We start from the raw sequence: 24,886 nt of genomic DNA on the forward strand, positions 1-24,886 counted from the left end.
GCTGAATCGCGGGCCTCCTCCAGCTTGTCGCCCAGACGTTCGTCCCCTCGGCGACGCGTTCCCTCGCGGTCGAAGAGACGGGGACGGTGTAGGAGTAGTCGGGGATCGGATCGTAGAGCCAGGCCGAGGAGCCGATCGACGCCCAGATCGACGAGGTCGAGCCGGCAGTCCGCGGACGCGGCGTCATCGGTGTAGTTGGCCACGATGCCGTTCTCGTCGGCCACGGCGTAGGCCGCTCCCGGGCCCTCGGCGGCGACGCAGGATTTCCCCTGCTCTCGGACGAGGCGGGCGAGCATCCCGTAGTCCACCGAGTAGCCGGAATCGACGTTCGACTCCTTGATGGACTCGAAGTCCTCGATCGTCGCGGTGGCCGTGCCGTCAGCGGAAGCCTCGGCGAGATCTTCATCACTTGATCTCTGTGCCTCGGCGCCTGATTTCGTGGCGTCATCCGCATCATCCAGCGCCTTCTTACGACACCGTCGCTGGTCGACGGGGCACTCAGAGGGGGACAGGTGGCCCTGTTGCCTTCCTGTTCCGGATCGGTGGGTGGACCCGCCTGAGCGCGGGCGCCGGCGCCCATGGACAGCCAGCCGGGCCGGGGCAGGTGGCCGAGCCTATGGTGCGCACATTGAGGTTGGCAGCCGCACCCTCGGAGAAGAGCTTATAGAGGTTGGGTGTGCGCACAGGATCGATATCGTTGATGGTCAGACCGGGTATGCCATAGACGATGGTCTTGCCGGCGGGCCCCTGTGAGCCTTCCGAATCCTCACCCGATGTTCCGGTGTTTCCCGATGCTGCGGTGGCTGACGATGCTGTGGTGCTCGCGGCCGATGCGGAGGGTGATTCGGTGGCCGATGACTCCTGGGCAGCGGCGGCCGGTGTGAGTGCCGGTCCGAGGGCGAGGACCAAGAGCCCGAGAACTGATCCCAGCACCAGGAGTCTGAATGCGGGAAGGCGCGTGGGCACGAGGGATGGAGGCGGCACACCTCAATAGTATCGGCTCAGCTTTCCACCCGCTCTGGCACAGGCCTGAGCGTTTGCTCCGCGGGAGAGAATGCATGTATATTTGATTGTCGTTGTGTGTGTCCGTCGTGCTCCCTTACATAGCCTCATGCGTTGCAGGCCCGTAGGTGAGGGACGACTTCGATGGACAGACCCGATTCAAGACAACGAGTGCCCTGACTCATCAGACTCACGACCGGATGAGTCATCAGCACTACACCAAGAGATACGAAAAGAAGGCTACTTTTGCGTACGTTCACACCCAAGCCCGGCGATATTGAGCGCCAGTGGCACGTCATTGACGCCACTGACCAGGTGCTCGGTCGTCTTGCTGCCCAGGTTGCACGCCTGTTGCGCGGCAAGCACAAGACCACCTTTGCTCCTCATATCGACACCGGTGACTTCGTCATCATCATCAATGCAGACAAGGTCGCATTGACCGGTGCGAAGCTCGATCAGAAGCGCGCTTACCACCACTCGGGTTACCCGGGCGGTCTGAAGAGCGTCAACTACGCCGAGCTTCTCGCCACCAATCCCGAGCGCGCAGTCGAAAAGGCTGTCGGCGGTATGGTTCCGAAGACTCGTCTCGGACGTGCCCAGATGCAGAAGCTGAAGGTGTACCAGGGTGGAGAGCACCCACACGCCGCTCAGAATCCGCAGCCGTACGAACTCAGCCAGGTCGCGCAGTAAAGCGCGCCCCAGCTCTAGACATACCGAGGAGAACCGTGGCTGAAGAAACCACCACTGCGACAGAATCTGTCGAAGAACCAACCGTCACCGAATACACGTCTGAGACCCCTGAGTCAGCTGGCCTGGGCGAGCAGACCGCTGGTGGACGCGGACAGTCCCTGACCGCTCCCGGCAGCGCAGTCGGACGTCGCAAGCAGGCAATTGCTCGCGTCCGCCTGATCCCCGGATCCGGTGAATGGACCATCAACGGACGCACTCTCGAAGAGTACTTCCCGAACAAGCTGCACCAGCAGCTCGTCAACGAGCCCTTCCGCCTGCTCGACCTCGAAGGACGTTTCGACGTCATCGTGCGCATCGGCGGCGGCGGACCTTCCGGCCAGGCCGGAGCCGTTCGTCTGGGCATCGCCCGTTCGCTCAACCAGATCGACGAAGAGTCGAACCGTGCTGAGCTGAAGAAGGCAGGCTACCTGCGCCGCGACGCACGCGTCCCCGAGCGCAAGAAGGCCGGTCTCAAGAAGGCACGTAAGGCACCTCAGTTCTCGAAGCGCTGATTCTGCTGTCAGGACTGCGCCTGGTCTGCCGCTGAAGCGCAGCCCCCGACAGTTCAGCTCGAAGAACACCGCACTGCGGCCCCGAACCGGATTCGGGGCCGCATTTCGTGCATTCACCTGCCTGACGCCCCGCTCCCGCCAAGACAGGGGCGACACATCTCGTACCGATTTCGGCCGTAGTGCGGTCCGGCGCCACCGCCTCGGCGGCGCTATGGACTAATATCGACGAGAAATTGAGGAAAGGACTTTCCATGACACGACTCTTCGGCACCGACGGTGTCCGTGGACTTGCCAACCGCGACATCTCCGCCCGGCTGGCACTCCAAACTCTCCGTTGCAGGCTCGCGGGTTCTGACCCGCGGTTGGCCCGAAGGCAAGCGCCCCTTCGCCGTCGTCGGCCGCGACACTCGAGTCTCCGGTGAGTTTCCTCTCCGCTGCAATCTCCGCGGGCATCGCCTCCGCCGGAGTCGACGTGCTCGACGCGGGAATGCTGCCCACCCCCGGCATCGCCAGCGTCGTAGCGGACACCGGTGCCGCCTTCGGCGTCGTCATCTCCGCCTCCCACAATCCGATGCCGGACAACGGCATCAAGTTCTTCGCAGCAGGCGGGACGAAGCTCGATGACTCCTCCGTCGAGGACTCGATCCTTGCGATCCTCGACGAGGACTGGGTCCGTCCCACCGGCGCCGAGGTGGGTCGCATTTCCCGTTATCCCGCCGCTGCCGACGAATACACGGAGAAGCTCGTGCGGTCCCTCGACGCCGAGGGCACACGTCCCCCGGTCCGGCTCAAGGTCGTCGTCGACTGCGCTCACGGTGCCGCGTCCATCGTCGGGCCCGCTGCCCTGCGCCAGGCCGGTGCCGAAGTCATCGTCTCCGCCGCCGAGCCCGATGGCTTCAACATCAACGACGGAGTCGGCTCCACTCACCTCGAACCGCTCCAGCGTCTCGTCGTCGAAACCCAGTCCGATCTGGGTGTGGCCTTCGACGGTGACGCCGACCGATGCCTGGCCGTGGACTCACTGGGCCGTGTCATCAACGGTGACCAGCTCATGGGCATTCTGGCGATCGGCCTCAAGGAACTCGGCGAGCTGAAGGGCAACACGCTCGTGACGACCGTGATGTCGAACATCGGCCTCAGACACGCGATGGATAAGTACTCTATTGAGACCGTCCAAACCGCCGTCGGTGACCGCTACGTCCTCGAACGCATGCTGGCAGACGACTTCGTCCTCGGAGGGGAGCAGTCCGGGCACGTGCTCATGCTCGACCACGGTACGACCGGCGACGGCGTGCAGACGGCTCTGCACCTGATGAAGCGCATGGCCGATTCGAAGCGTACGCTGGCCGACCTGGCTGCCGAGATCCCTCAGCTGCCCCAAGCGCTCGTCAACGTCAAGGGCGTCGACAAACACGGTGTCGACCACCCGAAGGTCATGGCCGAAGTCAACGCCGTCGAGGCCGAACTCGAAGGCTCGGGTCGTGTGTTGCTGCGGGCCTCGGGCACCGAGGCGCTGATCCGCGTCATGGTCGAAGCAGAGACCGAAGACATCGCCCAGGCCCAGGCTGAACGTCTGGCCTCCAACGTCAGGGACAACCTGGGGCTGTAGGAACTCCGAGAAGCAGCAGAGGCCGCAGTCGCATACAGCGCTGCGGCCTCTGTCGTGCCCGAGCTTCGTTCGCTGCGGCGCAGCTCAGCTCGCGGCGAACTGGGTGGCGTAGAGCTCAGCGTAGCGACCGCCCAGGGCCAGCAGCTCGGCGTGAGAACCCGACTCGATGCGACCGGCCTCGACGACGAGGATCGTGTCGGCCTGGCGGATCGTGGAGAGCCTGTGCGCGATGACCATTGCGGTGCGGCCGCTCATGGCCCGAGACAGCGCCTGCTGGACTGCCGCCTCATTCGTCGAGTCCAAGGCGGAGGTCGCCTCATCGAGGACGACGACCTCTGGGGCGGCCAACAGCATCCGAGCGATCGTCAGACGCTGACGCTCACCACCGGAGAGTCTGTAGCCGCGCTCACCGACGATCGTGTCCAGGCCATCGGGCAGCGAGGCGATGACGTCGTGGAGCTGCGCGCCGTCGATGGCCTCATACAGTTCGGCATCCGTGGCCCCCGGCTTCGCCAAGGACAGGTTCGCCCGGATGGATTCGTGGAACACGTGCCCGTCCTGAGTGACCACGCCGACGGTGCTGCGCAGCGTCTGGGCCGACAGCTCGCGCACGTCGACCCACCCGATCGTGATCGACCCGGAGGTGACGTCGTAGAGACGGGGGAGCAGCGAGGCGATCGTCGACTTCCCAGCGCCCGAGGAGCCGACCAGGGCGACGGTATGCCCAGCTGGGATCGTGAAGTTCAGGGCGTGCAGGACCTCGTCGCCGCCTCTGGTGTCGAGCACAGAGACGTCCTCGAGGCTGGCGAGGCTGACCTGTTCGGCGCTGGGGTAGGCGAAGTCGACGTTAGAGAACGTCACGTCAAGACCGCCGGAGGGCAGTGACTTCGGTGCCTTGGGTTCCTTGATGAGGGGGACCAAGTCGAGGACCTCGAATACGCGCTGGAAGCTGACGACGGCGCTCATGATGTCCAGGCGAGCGTTGGCCAGCATGGTCAGCGCGTATAGAGCCGGGTCAGGAGCAGTGCGAGGGTGACGACCTGGCCGGCGTTGAGATTGCCCACGACCGCCTGGGCACCCGCCGATGCCGTAGACGAGGGCCAAGGCGAGGGCGGAGACGAGCGTCAGCGAAGACACGAACGTCGACTGCAGCATGGCCACCTTGACGCCGATGTCGCGGACCTGAGCGGCACGGTCGGAGAACTCCTCGTTCTCGGTCTTGGGGTTGCCGAAAGAGAACGAGGGTTCTCCGACGTGCCGCTCAGGTCCCGCGACATCGCGTCAGGTGCCATGCTGCAGTCGACGTTCGTGTCTTCGCTGACGCTCGTCTCCGCCCTCGCCTTGGCCCTCGTCTACGGCATCGGCGGTGCCCAGGCGGTCGTGGGCAATCTCAACGCCGGCCAGGTCGTCACCCTCGCACTGCTCCTGACCCGGCTCTATACGCCGCTGACCATGCTGGCCAACGCTCGCCTGGCATCATGAGCGCCGTCGTCAGCTTCCAGCGCGTATTCGAGGTCCTCGACTTGGTCCCCCTCATCAAGGAACCCAAGGCACCGAAGTCACTGCCCTCCGGCGGTCTTGACGTGACGTTCTCTAACGTCGACTTCGCCTACCCCAGCGCCGAACAGGTCAGCCTCGCCAGCCTCGAGGACGTCTCTGTGCTCGACACCAGAGGCGGCGACGAGGTCCTGCACGCCCTGAACTTCACGATCCCAGCTGGGCATACCGTCGCCCTGGTCGGCTCCTCGGGCGCTGGGAAGTCGACGATCGCCTCGCTGCTCCCCCGTCTCTACGACGTCACCTCCGGGTCGATCACGATCGGTGGGGTCGACGTGCGCGAGCTGTCGGCCCAGACGCTGCGCAGCACCGTCGGCGTGGTCACTCAGGACGGGCACGTGTTCCACGAATCCATCCGGGCGAACCTGTCCTTGGCGAAGCCGGGGGCCACGGATGCCGAACTGTATGAGGCCATCGACGGCGCGCAGCTCCACGACGTCATCGCCTCGCTGCCCGATGGCCTGGACACGATCGTCGGTGAGCGCGGCTACAGACTCTCCGGTGGTGAGCGTCAGCGTCTGACGATCGCTCGGATGCTGTTGGCCGCCCCAGAGGTCGTCGTCCTCGATGAGGCGACCTCCGCCTTGGACTCGACGAATGAGGCGGCAGTCCAGCAGGCGCTGTCTCGGGCCATGAGCGGCCGCACCGCAATGGTCATCGCGCACAGGCTCTCCACGATCCGCCAGGCCGACACGATCCTCGTCGTCGAGGCCGGTCGCATCGTCGAGTCGGGTTCTCACACCGAGCTGCTGGCCCTGGGCGGTCGCTACGCTGAGCTCTACGCCACCCAGTTCGCCGCGAGCTGAGCTGCGCCGCAGCGAACGAAGCTCGGGCACGACAGAGGCCGCAGCGCTGTATGCGACTGCGGCCTCTGCTGCTTCTCGGAGTTCCTACAGCCCCAGGTTGTCCCTGACGTTGGAGGCCAGACGTTCAGCCTGGGCCTGGGCGATGTCTTCGGTCTCTGCTTCGACCATGACGCGGATCAGCGCCTCGGTGCCCGAGGCCCGCAGCAACACACGACCCGAGCCTTCGAGTTCGGCCTCGACGGCGTTGACTTCGGCCATGACCTTCGGGTGGTCGACACCGTGTTTGTCGACGCCCTTGACGTTGACGAGCGCTTGGGGCAGCTGAGGGATCTCGGCAGCCAGGTCGGCCAGCGTACGCTTCGAATCGGCCATGCGCTTCATCAGGTGCAGAGCCGTCTGCACGCCGTCGCCGGTCGTACCGTGGTCGAGCATGAGCACGTGCCCGGACTGCTCCCCTCCGAGGACGAAGTCGTCTGCCAGCATGCGTTCGAGGACGTAGCGGTCACCGACGGCGGTTTGGACGGTCTCAATAGAGTACTTATCCATCGCGTGTCTGAGGCCGATGTTCGACATCACGGTCGTCACGAGCGTGTTGCCCTTCAGCTCGCCGAGTTCCTTGAGGCCGATCGCCAGAATGCCCATGAGCTGGTCACCGTTGATGACACGGCCCAGTGAGTCCACGGCCAGGCATCGGTCGGCGTCACCGTCGAAGGCCACACCCAGATCGGACTGGGTTTCGACGACGAGACGCTGGAGCGGTTCGAGGTGAGTGGAGCCGACTCCGTCGTTGATGTTGAAGCCATCGGGCTCGGCGGCGGAGACGATGACTTCGGCACCGGCCTGGCGCAGGGCAGCGGGCCCGACGATGGACGCGGCACCGTGAGCGCAGTCGACGACGACCTTGAGCCCGGACAGGGGACGTGTGCCCTCGGCGTCGAGGGACCGCACGAGCTTCTCCGTGTATTCGTCGGCAGCGGCGGGATAACGGGAAATGCGACCCACCTCGGCGCCGGTGGGACGGACCCAGTCCTCGTCGAGGATCGCAAGGATCGAGTCCTCGACGGAGTCATCGAGCTTCGTCCCGCCTGCTGCGAAGAACTTGATGCCGTTGTCCGGCATCGGATTGTGGGAGGCGGAGATGACGACGCCGAAGGCGGCACCGGTGTCCGCTACGACGCTGGCGATGCCGGGGGTGGGCAGCATTCCCGCGTCGAGCACGTCGACTCCGGCGGAGGCGATGCCCGCGGAGATTGCAGCGGAGAGGAACTCACCGGAGACTCGAGTGTCGCGGCCGACGACGGCGAAGGGGCGCTTGCCTTCGGGCCAACCGCGGGTCAGAACCCGCGAGCCTGCAACGGAGAGTTGGAGTGCCAGCCGGGCGGAGATGTCGCGGTTGGCAAGTCCACGGACACCGTCGGTGCCGAAGAGTCGTGTCATGGAAAGTCCTTTCCTCAATTTCTCGTCGATATTAGTCCATAGCGCCGCCGAGGCGGTGGCGCCGGACCGCACTACGGCCGAAATCGGTACGAGATGTGTCGCCCCTGTCTTGGCGGGAGCGGGGCGTCAGGCAGGTGAATGCACGAAATGCGGCCCCGAATCCGGTTCGGGGCCGCAGTGCGGTGTTCTTCGAGCTGAACTGTCGGGGGCTGCGCTTCAGCGGCAGACCAGGCGCAGTCCTGACAGCAGAATCAGCGCTTCGAGAACTGAGGTGCCTTACGTGCCTTCTTGAGACCGGCCTTCTTGCGCTCGGGGACGCGTGCGTCGCGGCGCAGGTAGCCTGCCTTCTTCAGCTCAGCACGGTTCGACTCTTCGTCGATCTGGTTGAGCGAACGGGCGATGCCCAGACGAACGGCTCCGGCCTGGCCGGAAGGTCCGCCGCCGCCGATGCGCACGATGACGTCGAAACGTCCTTCGAGGTCGAGCAGGCGGAAGGGCTCGTTGACGAGCTGCTGGTGCAGCTTGTTCGGGAAGTACTCTTCGAGAGTGCGTCCGTTGATGGTCCATTCACCGGATCCGGGGATCAGGCGGACGCGAGCAATTGCCTGCTTGCGACGTCCGACTGCGCTGCCGGGAGCGGTCAGGGACTGTCCGCGTCCACCAGCGGTCTGCTCGCCCAGGCCAGCTGACTCAGGGGTCTCAGACGTGTATTCGGTGACGGTTGGTTCTTCGACAGATTCTGTCGCAGTGGTGGTTTCTTCAGCCACGGTTCTCCTCGGTATGTCTAGAGCTGGGGCGCGCTTTACTGCGCGACCTGGCTGAGTTCGTACGGCTGCGGATTCTGAGCGGCGTGTGGGTGCTCTCCACCCTGGTACACCTTCAGCTTCTGCATCTGGGCACGTCCGAGACGAGTCTTCGGAACCATACCGCCGACAGCCTTTTCGACTGCGCGCTCGGGATTGGTGGCGAGAAGCTCGGCGTAGTTGACGCTCTTCAGACCGCCCGGGTAACCCGAGTGGTGGTAAGCGCGCTTCTGATCGAGCTTCGCACCGGTCAATGCGACCTTGTCTGCATTGATGATGATGACGAAGTCACCGGTGTCGATATGAGGAGCAAAGGTGGTCTTGTGCTTGCCGCGCAACAGGCGTGCAACCTGGGCAGCAAGACGACCGAGCACCTGGTCAGTGGCGTCAATGACGTGCCACTGGCGCTCAATATCGCCGGGCTTGGGTGTGAACGTACGCAAAAGTAGCCTTCTTTTCGTATCTCTTGGTGTAGTGCTGATGACTCATCCGGTCGTGAGTCTGATGAGTCAGGGCACTCGTTGTCTTGAATCGGGTCTGTCCATCGAAGTCGTCCCCTCACCTACGGGCCTGCAACGCATGAGGCTATGTAAGGGAGCACGACGGACACACACAACGACAATCAAATATACATGCATTCTCTCCCGCGGAGCAAACGCTCAGGCCTGTGCCAGAGCGGGTGGAAAGCTGAGCCGATACTATTGAGGTGTGCCGCCTCCATCCCTCGTGCCCACGCGCCTTCCCGCATTCAGACTCCTGGTGCTGGGATCAGTTCTCGGGCTCTTGGTCCTCGCCCTCGGACCGGCACTCACACCGGCCGCCGCTGCCCAGGAGTCATCGGCCACCGAATCACCCTCCGCATCGGCCGCGAGCACCACAGCATCGTCAGCCACCGCAGCATCGGGAAACACCGGAACATCGGGTGAGGATTCGGAAGGCTCACAGGGGCCCGCCGGCAAGACCATCGTCTATGGCATACCCGGTCTGACCATCAACGATATCGATCCTGTGCGCACACCCAACCTCTATAAGCTCTTCTCCGAGGGTGCGGCTGCCAACCTCAATGTGCGCACCATAGGCTCGGCCACCTGCCCCGGCTCCGGCTGGCTGTCCATGGGCGCCGGCGCCCGCGCTCAGGCGGGTCCACCCACCGATCCGGAACAGGAAGGCAACAGGGCCACCTGTCCCCCTCTGAGTGCCCCGTCGACCAGCGACGGTGTCGTAAAGAAGGCGCTGGATGATGCGGATGACGCCACGAAATCAGGCGCCGAGGCACAGAGATCAAGTGATGAAGATCTCGCCGAGGCTTCCGCTGACGGCACGGCCACCGCGACGATCGAGGACTTCGAGTCCATCAAGGAGTCGAACGTCGATTCCGGCTACTCGGTGGACTACGGGATGCTCGCCCGCCTCGTCCGAGAGCAGGGGAAATCCTGCGTCGCCGCCGAGGGCCCGGGAGCGGCCTACGCCGTGGCCGACGAGAACGGCATCGTGGCCAACTACACCGATGACGCCGCGTCCGCGGACTGCCGGCTCGACCTCGTCGATCTGGGCTCGATCGGCTCCTCGGCCTGGCTCTACGATCCGATCCCCGACTACTCCTACACCGTCCCCGTCTTCTTCGACCGCGAGGAACGCGTCGCCGAGGCGGACGAACGTCTGGGCGACAAGCTGGAGGAGGCCCGCGATTCAGCGACACCGGGAAGCGAAGAGCCCACGATCATGGTCGCCGGCCTCGGCGACAGTTCGAGTCTGCCGCAGCTGCGTGCATTCATCGCCTCCGGTCCCGGCTACGAACCAGGCAGCCTGTCCTCGGCCAGCACCCGCACCCCCGGTCTCCTGCAGCTCACGGACATCGCCCCGGGAATCCTCGACCAGTTCGGCGTCTCCTCCCCCAGCGGCATCTCCTTCGACAACACACCCACCGATGACGACCCGCAGGAACGCATCGACGACCTCGTGTCCGAGTCGCAGAAGGCGACGTCGATCTACCAGCACCTGTCGACGTTCTCCCTGCTCCTCGACATCACCTTCTATCTGCTGTTCATCCTGTGCGGGGTCCTCCTGAGCCGGAATCTCCTCGGTCGCCGAGGTGGTGCGACGATCGCCCCGACCGTGCACAGATTCCTCGCCTGGGCCTCACTCGCGGTGGCGACCCTGCCGATGAGCGCATTCATGGCCGGCCTGTTCCCGTGGGCCAGACTCCCGCACCCCGGGTTCGGCCTCAGCGTCTCGATCGCAGTCTCGGCCGCGCTGCTCTTCGGTGCCTCACTGCTTCCGCCGTGGGGTCGGACCTGGCGCGGACGGGTGGCCGCACTCTCGCTGCTGAGCTTCCTCATCCTCTCCGCAGACCTCATCACCGGTTCGCATCTGCAGGGGAACTCGCTGCTGGGCTACAACCCGATCGTCGGCGGCCGCTACTACGGCCTGGGCAATCAGGGTGCGGCGATCTTCATCGTCAGTCTCTTCATCTTCCTGGGGCTTGCGATCTCCTGGCTGCGGGCCAAGGGGCATCGTCGGATGGTGTTCATCCTTCCCCTCGTCCTCGGATTGCTTGCGGTGTTCGTGTCCGGAAATCCGTCCTGGGGAGCGAAGTTCGGCGGCACGATCGCCACCCTGGCCGGCCTTCTCGTGCTGCTGGCTCTCGTCAGCCGCATCCGCCTCTCCATCTTCCGCCTCATGCTCATCGGGCTGGCCTCCTTGGCCGTGCTGCTGGGCATCGCGTTCCTCGACTGGCTGCGTGAGCCGGGGGCAAGGTCACACTTCGGGAATTTCTTCGACCAGATCGTCACCGGTGAGGCCCTCCAAGTGGTCGGGCGGAAACTCGGCGCCAATCTCCACATCATGCAGATCAACCCGGCGTTGGCGATCGTGACTCCCCTCGCGGTCATCGCCATCCTGTTCTTCCTGCGCTATCTGCTCCACTTCCCCAGCATCGCTGCCACCAGTCGCGCCGGTCTTCTGGCGAACAAGTGGAGGGGACGCCTGCCGCAGGTCTTCCGGGACCAGGACGTCCACTTCGGCTTCCTCGCCGCAGTCACAGGCATGGCCGTGGGGCTGGTGCTCACGGACTCCGGCATCGCCGTGCCTTCGACAGGTGCCATGGTGCTCCTGCCCTACCTGCTGGCACTGAGCGCCGAACACGCGAAAGAGGACGTCGGAGTGAAGTCTGTCGCCGGTAAGAAGGCGGATCGAACATGAGAACACCCTCGCTGTCCGTGCGCATGTTGCTCGGCCTCTTCGTCATCGCCTTACTCGTCCTCGGGATGCCGCAGGTCTCTCAAGCCGCGCCGACTCGGGGCATGGATGGACAGAGCGCATCGGAAGCGGAAGCCGCCTCGGCGGGCAAGGGTCCCATCTTCATCGGCGTCTCCGGTTTCAGCTTCGAGGACCTCGATCCACGCACCACTCCGAATCTGTGGAGGATGATGCAGACCGCGCAGATCGGCACCATCACTCCCCGCAGCGTACGGGCGACCAGCTGCCCCGTCGACGGTTGGCTCGGCGTGGGTTCGGGACGGCGGGCCGCCGACGAACCCCGTGAACAGTGCCGCGAACCGGCTCCGCCGCTCGACGGCTGGGTCTCCGACTGGGACGTCTATGCCCAGGTCGCCAGAAGCGACAACTACGACGCCGGCCTCGGCGATCTGGCGGAGTCGGTGCCCGACATCGCTGCCTTCGGGCCCGGTGCCGCGATCGCGGCAGCCGACCACAGGGGCAAACTCGACGATTGGTCACCGATCGGCGACGACTTGGCCCAGAAGGCGAATCGGGCCTCACAGAACGGTGAACTCACACTCGTCGACCTCGGCGACACCACCTCGGACGGTTACTCCCTCAAGGCACTTGACAGTCACGTCGGAGAGATTCTGGCAGCCGCCGGCTGGGTCGACGGTGACGACCCCGAACGTCTGACCGCAGGCACCTCGCCGATCATCTTCTCGTCGATCGCCGACGGTTCGGGCAAGAGCTCATCGATGCAGTCGACCATGATGCTGCGCCCCGGCGGGACTGCCGGACTGCTGAGCTCTTCATCGACTCGCCAACCCGGCCTCATCCAGGTCCCCGATATCGCACCGACGCTCGTCGAGCTCAGCGATGGGCAGGCCATGCGGAACGCGGCCGGCGCCCCGATGGCCAACCAGAACGCAGACAGCAGCTGGGAATCGCGCTTCCAGGCCGTTCTCGACCGTCAGGTGGCGGTGAAGACCCAGAACGAACTGTCCACCTGGTTCTTCCCCGTCGTCGCCTCCCTCATGGTCGGCCTGCTGGTCCTGGCCTGGTTCCTACGCAAGAACCATCGCGCCCTCGTCCATTCCGGAGCCTACCGGTTGGGCATCGTCTTCGCGGCAATGCCGGTGTCGACCTATCTGGTCAACACCGTGCCCTGGGAGAGAGCGACCAACCCTGATATTGCGATGCTGGGAGCCTTGGCCGGCTGGTCACTGATACTCGGGGCCATCGCCCTGCTGGGCCCGTGGCGCGGGTACAAACTCGGGCCCGTGCTCTTCGTCAGCGTCGTCACGGTCCTCGTCCTCGCCTACGACGTCATCACCGGTTCTCAGCTCCAGATGTCAACACTGCTGGGCGAACCGCTGCTCATCGCATCGAGGTTCTACGGCATCGGCAATTCCGCACTCGCGCTCTACTGCTGTGCTCTGCTGCTGGCCGTGGCCGGCTTCGCATCGCTGACGACGAGACCGATCATGCGCATCCTCATCGTCACCGTGCCGATCCTCGTCTCGAGCGTCCTCCTGGCAGCCCCGGGACTGGGCACGAAGTTCGGGTCCGTCCCGACGCTGATCATCGGCGTCGCCTACCTCGTCCTCGCGGCCGCAGGAATCCGATTCTCGCTCAAACGCATGGGACTGACCGTGGGCATCGCAGGCTTCGTCATGCTGGCGGTCCTGTTCATCGACTGGCTGCGTCCCGCCGATCAGCGCACCCACTTCGGCCGCTTCTTCGATTCCATCATCAGCGGCGAGGCCCTGAGCGTGCTGGCCCGCAAGATCGGCATGAATATCGACATCCTGACCCAGTCGTGGATGACGCTGGTCCTGCCGCTCATCATCATCGGCGTGTTCTGGCTGGCACTGGAACCGCAGCGTTTCTCACTGCAGGGAATGACCGACGCCTACCATCGGATCCCACTGCTGCGAGCGGGCGTGATCAGCCTCGCCATCCTGCTGGGCGTCGGCACGATCATCAACGACTCGGGAATCGTCGTCCCGGCCGTGGGCATCCTCTTCCTCGTCCCCGTCCTCGTCCACCTCGAAACCTTCGAGACGAAGCAGACGGCAGACAGCGACGACCAGACGGAACAATCCAGCATCTGATTCACACGGTGTTCTTGCGCCGACGCACTACGGTCACAGCCATGCTGCCTGCAACGATGAGTGCGAGTGCCGCAGCCACGAGGTTCATGGCTTCGAAGCCGGTGCGAGGCAGGTCCCCGCCGTCCTTCGAACCGTCGGCTTCGACTCCACTGCCATCCGCATTCGCCGAGGTGGCGCCGGAGACGTCCGCGTTCGCTCCGTCGGCATTCGCTCCCGATCCCGATCCGTCGTCACCACCGGCACCACCGTCGGCGCTGGCGTTGGAGTTGGAGTTGGCATCCGATCCTGCAACGTCAGAGGTGCCATCAACACCGCCATCATCGCCGGCCGCAGCATTCGCCTCATCGCCGATCTGTGCCGTGGCCTCGAATTCGTGGCTGACCGGTAGCGGGTTGTCATCCCACCACTCGCCCTCGCCGGCCTTGAGACCCACCTCGACGGTGACCTCACCGGAGGCATCATCGGGTGCGGTGACATTGATGGCGACGTCGCTGGCACCGGCTGGGATCGATTCCAAGGACATCGTCTTCGCCGCAGCGTCGACCTTCACCTCGGGGGCCTTCGCCGTCTCCGACTTCGCTGCCTTCTGGGCTCGGGCCGATTGCGAGTCAGCGGCGCTGACGGTGTATCCCTCGGGCAGGTCAACGGTCACGTCCACCGGTCCTGGGACCTCCGCCTCGGCGGTGGTGTTGAGGACGAAGTCCTTGCTCTCACCTGGCTCGATGCCATTGTCGGGGGCAGCGAGATCGACTGTGAGGTCACCGTTGTCGATGACGTCCTTCGTCAGATCGGCCTGGCGTTCGTCGTTGTCCGGCGAGACCTTCTCGTTCTCGTCAGTAGTCTTCTCGAAGTAGTCGATCCAGGTCTCGAAGTCAGTGAGTCCGGAGAGTTCGAAGTCACCCTCGGCGAAGGAGGAGAAGTTGTCTCCTCCGGCGGCGAGGAAGCTCAGCGTCGCAACCCTGTACTCCTTATCCGGGTCGAGCTTCTTGCCATCGACCTCGACCGACTTCACGTGCTCACCCTCGGCCGCATCGGAGTCGTAGACGACTTCGAGCTCGTCGGAGATCCCGAGGTGGAGGAACGGCCGCGAGGCATCTGCTGGCTGCCACTGCTCTTCGAACAGTCCGATGACATCGGAGCCCTGCATCGTCACGACGCCATGATCGTTGGCGAAGGGCAGGACCGAGCTGAGTTCAGCGGCCGTGACTTCGCACTTGTCCTCGGTGTTGTAGATGTCATCGCATCTGAGATCCGTGCGCAGTCCGCCCGGGTTCGTGATGCCGAAGTCGGCCTCGTCGAGCTGTGTGCCTTCGACTCCGTCCTTGAGGGCGTCAGCGACCAGGTTGCCCAGGGTGCTCTCCGCACCGCGGTCCTCTTCGCCGTCCTTCGTGGCGCGGGTGATGTCCTCGCTGATCTCACCTGCAACGACAGAGCCTGGGACCTTCGCCTTCTCGTCGGCGTCCGCGATGATCTTCGCGACTTCATCGACGACGGGCGAATCGTAGCTCTTCTTCTCCGTTTTGATGAGATCGGAGTTCTCGGTCGTCCAGTTTCCCTCGGCATCTGCTTCGAGCTGGACCTGGCCGACGTATTCGCCGTAGCTGCCGGCCTCGACCACGGGGCGAGTCCGGTCGGGTTCACCGGGCACAGGGGCCTCGAACGAGTACGGCAGGTGGGTGTGGCCGGTGAAGAGCACGTCGACGGACGCATCTGCCTCTGTCACGAGCTTGTCGAACTCGGCGTTCGATGCCTGGGCATCTCCCAGGCTCTTCGTGCTTGAGGCGCCGAGGTGGGCCTCGACGACTGTCATATCCGGCTGTTCGTCAGCGGGCAGAGCCTCGATCTCGCCGGCGACACGGTTGACGGCGTCGGTGGGGTCACCGAACTCGAGATCTGCGATGCCGGCGGGTGAGACCAAGGACTTGGTGTCCTTGGTGACGACGCCGATGACGGCGACCTTCACACCGCCCACATCGATCGTCGTATAGCCGTCGAGCCCGTCGACGACGTCGGTGGTGCCCTTGTCGTAGACGTTGGCGGCAAGGTAAGGGAAGTCCGATTCGGAGGAGACTCTGCCGGTCAGATCGTCGATGCCCTGGTCGAACTCGTGGTTGCCGACGGCCGAAGCCTGGGCGCCGATGGCGTTGAGTACGTCGAGTGTCGGGGCGTCCTGCTGAGAGGAGGAGACGTAGGTGGAGGCTCCGATGTTGTCACCGGCGGAGAGGAACCCGGTTCCGGCTGTGCCTTCCGCAGCTGCATACTTCGCACGCTCTTCCTCGACGACCGAGGCGAGCTCCGTACCGGCCTCGGCGATGCGTCCGTGGAAATCGGTGATGTTGAGCAGCTGGACTTTGGTGCCCTCGGCTGCCGCCTGAGCAGAGGCATCCTTGTCGGCAGTCTTGTCGGCGTCGGCAGTCTTGCCAGCACTGGTACCGGCACCGGCTTCGGCAGCGGACGAGGCTGCATCCGATGAGCCATCTAGTGACGATCTGTCTGAGGATGGGTCGGGAAGGCTGGCCTCGGCGGGTGCTTCCCTGACGGAATCACCTCCGAGGGACGAGGCAACAGCAGGAGCGGCGCCCGGCAGCGTCAACATCGACACTGCCGCTCCTGTTGCCAACATCTTCGTCACAAGTTTCGACATGTGTTCAAGTTCCTTTGGTCATTTCATCCACTGCACAACCACTGTGCCTCGCGAGGATCAAGCAGACTCATCCTGCAGTGCCGAAGAGAACGGGGAGTTACCTACACGTGAATGTACACAGGATTTTCACATCTGGGAAGAGGGATTCTCTCAAAAAGACGACAAGGCACCCCGTCAACATTGATCAGATGCTGAGTATGAGGGGCCACATGCAGAGCATCAGGGGCTAATCCTGAGTGCGACGCGCCATCGTCTGAGCCGCGCGGGAGGCATAGAATTCGGCCTCGGGATAACCCACTCCGGTGAGGACGAGCCCGTGTGCGGGCGTGACGAACATGGGCATATCGGGTTCGATGCCGGTGTCCGCCTCGGCGAGGAGTTCGGCGGGCCGAGTCACCGGCCAAGTGCCGGATCCGACCTTGATCAGCCCGCCCACCAGGGCACGGACCATGTGGTGGCAGAACGCATCGGCACGCAGATCGATCGTGATCACGGCTTCCTGATCCCGGGTGACATCGAGTTCGTGGAGGGTGCGGATGGTCGTCGCACCTGCCCGTGGCTTGCAGAATGGAAGGAAGTCGTGCAGGCCCTGGGCCTCTCGAGCGGCCTCGGCCATCGCCTCGGCGTCGAGTTCACCCTTGTGTCGCAGCGTCATGGGGGTCAGCAGCGGGTCGATGAAGGACCGACGGTCGGCGAGTCTGTACTGGTAAGTCCGCCACAGTGCGGAAAACCGGGCATCGAAGTCCCCCGGGACCTCGGATACGGCATGGATGATGATGTCATCGGTGTCATCGACAGTGAGGACTCCGCGCAGACGCGACAGCAGAGCCGCCTCGGCGGACCGGGAGGCCTTGCCGATGAGCTTCTCGATACCTGCTGTGGGCAGGTCGATGTGGACGGTCTGCCGTCTCGCGTGGACGCCTGAGTCGGTGCGTCCGGCAACGACGGTGGCCACCTCGTCGCCGGTGATCCGGGCCAGCCCAGCCTCGAGCGATGCCTGTACGGTACGCAGGCCGGGTTGCTTCGCCCAGCCGTGGAAGTCGGTGCCGCGGTAGCCGAGGTCGATGCGGAACCGCGTCATGATCCGGCTGGTCGTGTGTGGTCCTGGGCTCCAGACTGTTCTTCAGACTGCGCCTCGGTGTACGACTGCTCAGACTCCACCTCGGTGGAGGGACCCTGAGGTTGGGATTCGGTGAAGGGTTCGCGGGCCTTGAACACATTCTGAAACAGCCTCGACACGGCTCGTTCGCGCTGTCGGTGGTAGAGATCGACGTTCGCGTTGTAGATGCGGGCCCCGGACCGGATGCGTTCGGTCAGCACGTTCAGCTGGCCGTGCAGAAGCGCGATCGTGGTGTCGAGCTCTTCACGGGGGCTCGTCTGCATCGCCAGGGTCGAATCAGAGGCGCTGGCCTTGTCGGTGACCTGGCTGGGAATCTGTGCCGCATCGTCGACGGCTCGGGTCAGCGCGCGTTCCGCGGCCGCACCGCGGGGGCCGAACGGTGCACGCTCGGCCGAGGCAAGCGCAAGTTCGACAGTGCTGAGATCTCGCGTGGTGACCTGCTGCAGGGTCCCGATGTAGGCGGGCACAAGGGCGTGCCGACCGCGGAGTTCGACCAGCAGCTGGCGTTTGGCCTCATCGCAGAGTGAACGGGCCATCGAGAGCTGATTGAACCGCAAGAAGGTGAGGACCAGTGCGAGGACGACGAGGGCGAGGACACATGCCCCGACGATGAACCAGACCAATCTCGCCTCCCCTCTCATTCGCATTCCCGACACTTAAGTTTACGCGGGGTTCAGACCCGTCGCGAACCAGCCGCCGGCTGGTCACCGAAAGCCCCACTATTTCTGCATCACCGCTGATCGCGAGCGACTCCAGATCCGATCGTGCGCGGCGGCAACCCCGATCGAGCGGCCGCAGATCCGACCGAGCGGCCGCAGATCCGACCATGAGCGACTCCAGATCCGACCGTGAGCGGCGATTTCGGCCTTTGGTCGCCGGAGGGACGCCTCGATGTCGCCCGTCCTTCACCCTGAGGGCGTGAACTGAGTTCTGTGAGAGTAGCGATCATTGCAGAGTCCTTCCTCCCCAACATGAATGGGGTCACCCACTCACTCCTTCGCGTCCTCGACCATCTGGCCGACCGCGGCGACGACGTCCTCATCATCGCACCGGGCACACGCCGCGACGGACCCAAGGAGGTCGCCGGAGCCCGCATCATCCGTGTTCCATCGATCGCGCTGCCGAAGTATCGTCGGGTCCGTGTGGCTCCCGGCGGGGTCAGCCGCATCAAACGACTGCTGGAGAACTTCAATCCCGATGTCGTCCACCTCGCCAGCCCCTTCGTGCTCGGCTGGCGCGGCGTCCTGGCCGCTCAGAGCCTCGATCTGCCGACGGTGGCGATCTATCAGACCGAGGTGCCTGCATATGCCGCGCGGTACGGCATGCACGGTATCGAGACCATGCTGTGGTCGCATGTGCGCAACATCCATCAGCACGCCTCCCTGACTCTGGCCCCATCGTCGTACACCCTCGATCAGCTGTCCGGACTCGGAGTCGCCGAGGTGGATCTGTGGGCACGCGGGGTCGACTCCTCCCGCTTCGACCCCAGTCACCGATCAGAGGCCTGGCGCCGGTCCGCAGCTCCCAATGGTGAGAAGATCATCGGCTACGTCGGTCGGCTCGCGGCCGAGAAGCAGGTTGAGGATCTGGCCGTTCTGGACGATGTGCCCGGCTCGAAGCTCGTCATCGTCGGCGACGGCCCGTGGCGGGCTCGGCTCGAACGCTCACTGCCGAATGCGCACTTCGCTGGCTTCCTCGGTGGCGATGCCCTGGCCCAGGCGGTGGCGAGCTTCGATGTCATGGTCGCCCCCGGCGAGCTCGAGACCTTCTGCCAGACCATCCAGGAGGCCATGGCCTCCGAGGTGCCCGTCATCGCCCCCGCTCGAGGCGGCCCGCTGGATCTCGTCGACTCCTCCCACACCGGGTGGCTCTACAACCCGAAGGATCTGAGCGCGATGCGCGGGCATGTCACGGACCTCCTCGGCGATGAGGCGAAGCGTCGGGCGTTCGGTGTCGCCGGACGTCATCAGGTGCTCAGCCGCAGCTGGAAGAGCGTGTGCTCACAGCTCATCGGCCACTATTCGCGGGCGATCGAGAACCCGCACCCCCAGGTTCTGGGCCGCGGCTTCACCGTGCAGACCGGTGCCGATGTCGAGGATTCCTCAAGCTTCTGACCCACTGACCACGTCGGACTCCACGGCGAGAGCTGATCACAGCGTCGAGCGCACACCTTAGCGTCGACAGCGCAGGTTGTAACGTGACCGCTCGGTGCTGATGTGCGCTCTCGATGATGGCGACAGCTCGCGGGTGCTGGTGGCGAGTTCGCGATCAAGGGTGCCAATGACGGCGTTTCAGGTGTGCGCAGTCCATTCGTCGACGGTGAGTACCGTGGCCTGCTTGGGAAAGACCTTCTCCGTGAGCACCCGGTGCACCTCCTCATCTCGATCTGCACAGGCGTCGGAAAGCACCGTCAGGCGGAAGTCGAGGTCTGCGGCTTGCCGGACGGTCGAGAGAACCACTCCGCTCGTGGCGACGCCGGTGAGGATGAGTGTGTCGGCACCGTAGCCGCGCAGGAGCACCTCGAGGTCGCTGCCGGTGAAGGCGCTGATGCGGCGCTTGGTCACGATCGGTTCGCCCTCGTGGCGGCCCAGAGTGTCGTGGATGCTCGTCGATGCGTGGGCCTGGTCGAGATCCCCGTGGGCGGCGATCTGGGCGAACGACGCGGTCTCCGCGAGCTCCGGATGCCCTTCCCGCAGTGCCACGCGCACCCAGATGACAGGGATGCACTTGTCTCTGGCAGCAACGACAGCATCGCGGGCGCGTTCGAGGACGCCGGTCTTGGTGAAGGCCTCATCACCGGCGATGCCGTTCTGGAAGTCCATGGCGAGCAGGACGGGGCGATGGTTCGCAGCCATTGTGTGTCTCCTTCGCGGATCTGCGCGGCAGTCGAAATGCGAACCGACTGCCCTCCTTCGCCGAGGATACTCTTCATCAGGTCAACCGTCCGAGGATGTTCGGTGGATGACCTTCGAGCGCCCGTTCCAGTGGAGTTCAGTCCACGATTCCGCGAGCGTCGAGTGCCCGGCCTGTGTCCTGGGCGTACTTCACCGAGCGCAGGATCGCGGGGACCACTCTGGCCTTGATGCTCGAGTCGAGGCCGCGGGCTCGGGCAGCACGGTCAGCCTCCCCCAGCAGTCCGGAGATATGGGAGATGGCGCGGACCATCAGGCTTGCGGTCAGAGCGATCGTGTCAGGACTGGCGCCGAGGAATCGCAGCGGTGAGACGATCACGGTGAAGGTGTCGAGCAGCTGCGCCACGGTTGTGGTCAATGTCAGCAGCAGCGCGGCCTGCACACAGGCGAAGACGGTGCCGCCGACGGTGAGGCCGGCGCGCAGCGATCCGAAGAAGTACTGCATGGCCACCACGATGATGATCAGCACTGCCGCATAGATCCAGGTCTTGAGGAAGTGGTGCGGTCTCAGCCTGGCAGTGAAGCCGAGGATCACGAGCACGGCGAACATCGACCAGTTGATGACCGGGTCGCGGAAGATCAGTGCGACGACTCCGATCAGGGCGATGACAGCAAGCTTCACCCCTGGAGCGGTTCTGTGCAGCCAACCGGGTGTGTGTGCAACCTTCCCGAACAGCTGCGGTCTTGGCTGAATGCCGGCACGGGACCGGCTGCCCGACCGGAACCGGCTGTCCGACCGGAACCGGCTGCTCATGAGGAGTCGCTCATGATCAGCTCACGGTACATTCGGCTCGCTTCGGCGGGGTTCGAGTCGTGGACGATGCGGCCGGAATCCACGACCAGGGCTCGGTCGGCCAGCCCGGCGAAGTCGAGGTCGTGGGTCGAGAAGATCACGCGCACGCCTCGGCGGGCGACAAGGTCGGAGAGGAGTTTCCGCAGCTTCTCCTTGTTGCGCAGGTCCAGCAGCGTGGTCGGCTCGTCGAGGACCAGGATCTGCGGGTCGACAGCCAGAACGGCGGCCAGAGCCACGAGCTGCCGCTGTCCGCCGGAGAGCTCGTAGACACTGCGTTCAGCCAGGTCAGCGATGCCCAGTTCCTCGAGCACGGCCAGGGCAGCAGCGCGGCGCTCCGCCTTCGGGACGCGTTTGCGCAGGGAGAGTTCGATGTCTTCGAGCGGGGTCGGCATGACCAGCTGCGCGGCAGGGTCGGTGAAGACGAAGCCCACCCGCGAGCGGACCTGCTTCGCCTCCTCAGCCGGATCGAGTCCGTCGATGAGAACTCGGCCGGAGTTGGCTGTGACCAGCCCGTTGAACAGCTGCAGCAGCGTGGATTTCCCGGATCCATTGGCGCCGATGATCGCGACTGTCGGTTCGTCCAGAGTGACGTTGACGTCGGTCAGTATCGGGCGGTAGACATCGCCGGTCGGAGTGTCGTCGAGAACTCCGACCGAGACCTCGGAGAAGGAGATCTGCTCCGTCGCCGGCCCTGCGGAATCGGGTTCTGGCCTGCGTGCGAAGATCACTGTGCCGCAGTGCCTTCGGCCGCACCCTCAACGCCGGTTCCTTCGGAGCCAGCACTACCAGAGCCAACACTTGCAGAGCCAGCACCCGCAGTCCGCGCGCTCGGCACCGACGTCGGGCCACCTCGGCGGCGGAGGACATCGGGGAATGCCCGGTGGATGAGGATCGCGACGGACACGGCGAGGACGTTCTTGATGATGTCGCCGGGCCAGTAGACGAGGTCGGCGACGGCGGCGACACCCAGGGGCAGGTCGGCGTTGATCGACATCCCGAGGATTCCGAGTGGATGATTGAGCAGCAGACTCGAGCCGAGTGCCCCGAGGAACAGCGCGACCCACAGCTTCGTTCCACGGAAGCGACGAATGGCCCAGCGGGCGACGAAGCCTGCGGCCAGGGCGTAGAGCGTGAACGAGGTGATGTAGCCGGCGCTGGGACCGGCGAGCACGCCGATGCCGCCGCTCATGCCGGAGAAGATCGGCAGACCGAGCAGGCCGAGGACGACGTAAAGCAAGACGGCCGCTCCGCCGCGCCACGGTCCCAGCACCAGGCCGCAGAGTGCGATGGCGAAGGTCTGCAGGGTGATCGGCACACCGGCCGGGCCCACCGGCACCGGGGGCATGATTGCGAACGCCGCCAGCAGAGCGGCGAAGACCGCGATCAGCGCGATATCGCCGGCTCTGCCAGCTGAATTCCTCCGCGATCCCCTCGCCGAGGTGGTGCTGCCGGTGTGCGCGTGTGACATGAGTTCTCCGATGGTGAGGTGGCACCCGAGACTTGTTCGGGCACCACCCACCTTAACTGAACACTGTTCAGGAGTTGTAGTCGGGGAACAGAATCATTCCCATTCGATGGTGCCCGGAGGCTTGGAGGTGACGTCGAGGACGACCCTGTTGATGTCGTCGACCTCGTTCGTGATGCGGTTGGAGATGACCGACAGGACATCGTAGGGAACCCGTGTCCAGTCAGCGGTCATCGCGTCTTCGCTGGAGACCGGGCGCAGCACGACCGGGTGGCCATAGGTGCGTCCGTCGCCCTGGACTCCCACGGAGCGGACGTCGGCCAGGAGGACGACAGGGCACTGCCAGATCTCTCCGTCGAGGCCGGCCTTGGTCAGCTCTTCGCGGGCGATGGCATCGGCACGGCGCAGGATGGACAGACGGTCCTCCGTGACCTCGCCGATGATGCGGATTCCCAGTCCGGGGCCGGGGAACGGCTGGCGGGAGACGATGGCATCCGGGACTCCGAGCTCACGGCCGATGGCGCGGACCTCGTCCTTGAACAGGGCGCGCAGGGGTTCGATGAGTTCGAAGGTGATGTCATCGGGCAGCCCGCCCACATTGTGGTGGCTCTTGATGTTCGCAGTCCCGGATCCGCCACCGGATTCGACGACGTCGGGGTAGAGCGTGCCCTGGACCAGGAAGCCGATCTCTTCGCCTTCGTCCTTGGCCTCGAGGACGAGGTCGGCCGCGGCTTGTTCGAACGTGCGGATGAACTCGCGGCCGATGATCTTGCGCTTGGTCTCCGGATCGGTGACGCCGGCGAGTTCGGAGAGGAACTGCTCACGCGCGTCGATGGTGACCAGTCGGACGCCGATCGAGTTCACGTAGTCGTTCTCAACCTGTTCGCGTTCGTTCTCACGCAGGAGACCGTGGTCGACGAAGACGCAGGTGAGCTGGTCGCCGATGGCCTCGTGAACCAGAGCCGCGGCCACGGAGGAGTCGACTCCGCCTGAGAGGGCGCAGATGACCTTCTTCGAACCGGCGCGCTGCCGGATCAGTTCGATCTGCTCGTCGATGACCGAAGCATTGGTCCAGTCGGCGGTGAGACCGGCGACATCGAACAGGAAGTTCTCGAGGATCTGCTGTCCGTACTCGGAGTGAAGGACCTCGGGGTGCCACTGCACACCGGCGAACCTGCGTGCCGCACACTCGAAGGCGGCGACCGGGGTATCCGGGGTCGATGCGAGCACATCGAAATCAGCGGGCGCCTCGGCGACGGAATCTCCGTGAGACATCCAGACCTTGTAGCTGTTCGGGGTCTGGGCCAGCAGCGAACCGGTGCTGGAGACCGTCACCGGGGTCGAACCGTACTCGCGCTTGTCGGTCTTGGCGACCCGTCCGCCGAGGGTGGTCGACATAAGCTGGAAGCCGTAGCAGATGCCCATGGTGGGCACGCCGAGATCGAAGACAGCGGTGTCGAATCCGGGGGCGCCTTCGTCGTTGACGCTCGAGGGTCCGCCCGAGAGCACGATGGCGATCGGATTCTTGGCCGCGAACTCCGCGGCCGGTGCGTCATGGGCGATGATCTCGGAATACAGTCCGGCCTCGCGGATCCGTCGGGCGATGAGCTGCGCGTACTGCGCACCGAAATCGACCACGAGGACAGGAGGCACCTGTGTGCTCTGGGTTTGCGTCATGACCCAATTCTAAACACCGGGCACCCAGTGCCCAACTACTGGCCTCAGCTCTTGGGAGCGACCACCACGGCCGCTGCCAGCTCGGCTTCGACCTGGCGGTTGATTCTGCGTTCGAGGATGAACGACATCACCGGAACCACGCCGGCCAGGGCCAAGACGATGTAGTGGCCCAGCGTCCACCGCATCTGCTGGTTGAGCCAGAAGCAGCCGATGAGGTAGACGACATAGCACCAGCCGTGGCAGATCGCGATCGCGGCGGCCAGGTTGAAGCCGCCGAAGTTCAGCGCCGTCGAGGAATCAGCGGCGATGAGGTACTTGTAGATCATCTCGACGGTGAGGATGAGGAGCATCGTTCCCGTGATGATGGCCATCACGCGATAGAACTTCAGGGCGTTGCGCGCCGAGGTGAAGCGCTTGACACTCCACACATCGCCGTCGTCGAAGTCGGGGCGGGAATCCAGGGACTCGGGTTCTTCGCTCACGC

The 24,886-nt window shown here is 64.7% G+C and carries 18 protein-coding genes and 4 pseudogenes; 7 read left to right on the forward strand and 15 right to left on the reverse strand.

All coding sequences use genetic code 11. The features are described 5' to 3' along the window. Positions 1–296: pseudogene (locus HX613_RS17020) on the reverse strand (hypothetical protein); the annotation flags it as partial. Between the two features lie 202 nt (positions 297–498). Continuing rightward, the gene (locus tag HX613_RS17025) at positions 499–984 is read right to left on the reverse strand and encodes a hypothetical protein (protein ID WP_235346412.1); all 486 of its coding nucleotides are present in this window, start codon (positions 982–984) and stop codon (positions 499–501) included. 264 nt (positions 985–1,248) lie between these two features. Here HX613_RS17025 and rplM (HX613_RS17030) point away from each other — a divergent pair, with 264 nt between their 5' ends. The 3 genes and pseudogenes from rplM (HX613_RS17030) to glmM (HX613_RS17040) all read left to right on the forward strand — a co-directional run bounded on the left by rplM (HX613_RS17030) (position 1,249) and on the right by glmM (HX613_RS17040) (position 3,852). Beyond that, entirely contained in the window at positions 1,249–1,692 is a 444-nt protein-coding gene (rplM, locus tag HX613_RS17030; protein ID WP_009883872.1) for a 50S ribosomal protein L13, read from the forward strand. 35 nt (positions 1,693–1,727) lie between these two features. Continuing rightward, the gene (gene rpsI, locus HX613_RS17035; protein ID WP_235346413.1) at positions 1,728–2,243 is read left to right on the forward strand and encodes a 30S ribosomal protein S9; all 516 of its coding nucleotides are present in this window, start codon (positions 1,728–1,730) and stop codon (positions 2,241–2,243) included. Positions 2,244–2,494: 251 nt separating this feature from the next. Further along, positions 2,495–3,852: pseudogene (glmM, locus tag HX613_RS17040) on the forward strand (phosphoglucosamine mutase). An 84-nt stretch (positions 3,853–3,936) separates the two neighbouring features. Here the strand turns inward: glmM (HX613_RS17040) and HX613_RS17045 are convergent. Next, a pseudogene (locus HX613_RS17045) lies at positions 3,937–5,085 on the reverse strand (ABC transporter ATP-binding protein); the annotation flags it as partial. A 12-nt stretch (positions 5,086–5,097) separates the two neighbouring features. Between HX613_RS17045 and HX613_RS17050 the strand changes: the two are divergent. Then, positions 5,098–6,215, forward strand: a pseudogene (locus tag HX613_RS17050) (ABC transporter ATP-binding protein); the annotation flags it as partial. Between the two features lie 84 nt (positions 6,216–6,299). On the opposite strand, the gene glmM (HX613_RS17055) reads toward HX613_RS17050, so the two are convergent. The 3 genes from glmM (HX613_RS17055) to rplM (HX613_RS17065) form a co-directional block, all read right to left on the reverse strand. Next, the gene (gene glmM, locus HX613_RS17055; protein ID WP_235346414.1) at positions 6,300–7,652 is read right to left on the reverse strand and encodes a phosphoglucosamine mutase; all 1,353 of its coding nucleotides are present in this window, start codon (positions 7,650–7,652) and stop codon (positions 6,300–6,302) included. A gap of 251 nt (positions 7,653–7,903) precedes the next feature. After that, positions 7,904–8,419 carry a 30S ribosomal protein S9 gene (rpsI, locus tag HX613_RS17060; RefSeq protein WP_235346413.1) on the reverse strand — a complete coding sequence of 172 codons (516 nt, stop codon included), beginning with the start codon at positions 8,417–8,419 and terminating at the stop codon, positions 7,904–7,906. A gap of 35 nt (positions 8,420–8,454) precedes the next feature. Then, entirely contained in the window at positions 8,455–8,898 is a 444-nt protein-coding gene (rplM, locus tag HX613_RS17065; protein WP_009883872.1) for a 50S ribosomal protein L13, read from the reverse strand. A 265-nt stretch (positions 8,899–9,163) separates the two neighbouring features. Here rplM (HX613_RS17065) and HX613_RS17070 point away from each other — a divergent pair, with 265 nt between their 5' ends. Both HX613_RS17070 and HX613_RS17075 read left to right on the forward strand, forming a co-directional pair. Next, positions 9,164–11,656: a hypothetical protein gene (locus tag HX613_RS17070; RefSeq protein WP_235346415.1), complete on the forward strand. Its 2,493-nt coding sequence runs from the start codon at positions 9,164–9,166 to the stop codon at positions 11,654–11,656. Continuing rightward, the gene (locus tag HX613_RS17075) at positions 11,653–13,791 is read left to right on the forward strand and encodes a hypothetical protein (protein ID WP_235346416.1); all 2,139 of its coding nucleotides are present in this window, start codon (positions 11,653–11,655) and stop codon (positions 13,789–13,791) included. Before HX613_RS17070 ends, HX613_RS17075 begins: the two co-directional genes overlap by 4 nt. A 1-nt stretch (position 13,792) precedes the next feature. Here the strand turns inward: HX613_RS17075 and HX613_RS17080 are convergent, their stop codons facing one another. The 3 genes from HX613_RS17080 to HX613_RS17090 all read right to left on the reverse strand — a co-directional run bounded on the left by HX613_RS17080 (position 13,793) and on the right by HX613_RS17090 (position 18,178). Next, a complete protein-coding gene (locus HX613_RS17080; protein ID WP_235346417.1) occupies positions 13,793–16,435 on the reverse strand; it encodes a bifunctional metallophosphatase/5'-nucleotidase in 2,643 nt (880 codons plus the stop codon). A 226-nt stretch (positions 16,436–16,661) separates the two neighbouring features. Then, positions 16,662–17,516 carry a tRNA pseudouridine(38-40) synthase TruA gene (gene truA, locus HX613_RS17085; protein ID WP_235346418.1) on the reverse strand — a complete coding sequence of 285 codons (855 nt, stop codon included), beginning with the start codon at positions 17,514–17,516 and terminating at the stop codon, positions 16,662–16,664. Then, positions 17,513–18,178, reverse strand: a complete 666-nt coding sequence (locus HX613_RS17090; protein ID WP_235346419.1) for a LemA family protein — start codon at positions 18,176–18,178, stop codon at positions 17,513–17,515. Before HX613_RS17090 ends, truA begins: the two co-directional genes overlap by 4 nt. Before the next feature lie 309 nt (positions 18,179–18,487). Between HX613_RS17090 and HX613_RS17095 the strand changes: the two genes are divergently transcribed. Beyond that, complete coding sequence (locus HX613_RS17095) at positions 18,488–19,669, forward strand: glycosyltransferase family 4 protein (RefSeq protein ID WP_235346420.1); 1,182 nt, start codon at positions 18,488–18,490, stop codon at positions 19,667–19,669. 177 nt (positions 19,670–19,846) lie between these two features. Here HX613_RS17095 and HX613_RS17100 read toward each other — a convergent pair whose 3' ends face one another. From HX613_RS17100 to HX613_RS17125, 6 genes are all read right to left on the reverse strand, one after another. Then, positions 19,847–20,410: a cysteine hydrolase family protein gene (locus HX613_RS17100; RefSeq protein ID WP_235346421.1), complete on the reverse strand. Its 564-nt coding sequence runs from the start codon at positions 20,408–20,410 to the stop codon at positions 19,847–19,849. Positions 20,411–20,546: 136 nt separating this feature from the next. After that, a complete protein-coding gene (locus tag HX613_RS17105) occupies positions 20,547–21,221 on the reverse strand; it encodes an energy-coupling factor transporter transmembrane component T family protein (RefSeq protein WP_268826999.1) in 675 nt (224 codons plus the stop codon). Beyond that, a complete protein-coding gene (locus tag HX613_RS17110; RefSeq protein WP_235346423.1) occupies positions 21,218–21,988 on the reverse strand; it encodes an energy-coupling factor ABC transporter ATP-binding protein in 771 nt (256 codons plus the stop codon). Before HX613_RS17110 ends, HX613_RS17105 begins: the two co-directional genes overlap by 4 nt. Next, a complete protein-coding gene (locus HX613_RS17115) occupies positions 21,985–22,728 on the reverse strand; it encodes a biotin transporter BioY (protein WP_235346424.1) in 744 nt (247 codons plus the stop codon). Before HX613_RS17115 ends, HX613_RS17110 begins: the two co-directional genes overlap by 4 nt. Before the next feature lie 93 nt (positions 22,729–22,821). Next, positions 22,822–24,402, reverse strand: a complete 1,581-nt coding sequence (gene guaA / locus HX613_RS17120) for a glutamine-hydrolyzing GMP synthase (protein ID WP_235346425.1) — start codon at positions 24,400–24,402, stop codon at positions 22,822–22,824. 44 nt (positions 24,403–24,446) lie between these two features. After that, a complete protein-coding gene (locus tag HX613_RS17125) occupies positions 24,447–24,884 on the reverse strand; it encodes a DUF3817 domain-containing protein (protein ID WP_235346426.1) in 438 nt (145 codons plus the stop codon). Between the last annotated feature and the right edge of the window lie 2 nt (positions 24,885–24,886).

Source organism: Brevibacterium sp. UCMA 11754, from assembly GCF_021532275.1.
Classification (GTDB): Bacteria; Actinomycetota; Actinomycetes; order Actinomycetales; family Brevibacteriaceae; genus Brevibacterium.

Coding starts and splice junctions, on each gene's coding strand:
- HX613_RS17115 (WP_235346424.1), bottom strand. CDS start 22,728: ATGTCACACGCGCACACCGGCAGCACCACCTCGGCGAGGGGATCGCGG.
- HX613_RS17100 (WP_235346421.1), bottom strand. CDS start 20,410: ATGGCTGCGAACCATCGCCCCGTCCTGCTCGCCATGGACTTCCAGAAC.
- glmM (WP_235346414.1), bottom strand. CDS start 7,652: ATGACACGACTCTTCGGCACCGACGGTGTCCGTGGACTTGCCAACCGC.
- guaA (WP_235346425.1), bottom strand. CDS start 24,402: ATGACGCAAACCCAGAGCACACAGGTGCCTCCTGTCCTCGTGGTCGAT.
- HX613_RS17105 (WP_268826999.1), bottom strand. CDS start 21,221: ATGAGCAGCCGGTTCCGGTCGGACAGCCGGTTCCGGTCGGGCAGCCGG.
- HX613_RS17075 (WP_235346416.1), top strand. CDS start 11,653: ATGAGAACACCCTCGCTGTCCGTGCGCATGTTGCTCGGCCTCTTCGTC.
- truA (WP_235346418.1), bottom strand. CDS start 17,516: ATGACGCGGTTCCGCATCGACCTCGGCTACCGCGGCACCGACTTCCAC.
- HX613_RS17080 (WP_235346417.1), bottom strand. CDS start 16,435: ATGTCGAAACTTGTGACGAAGATGTTGGCAACAGGAGCGGCAGTGTCG.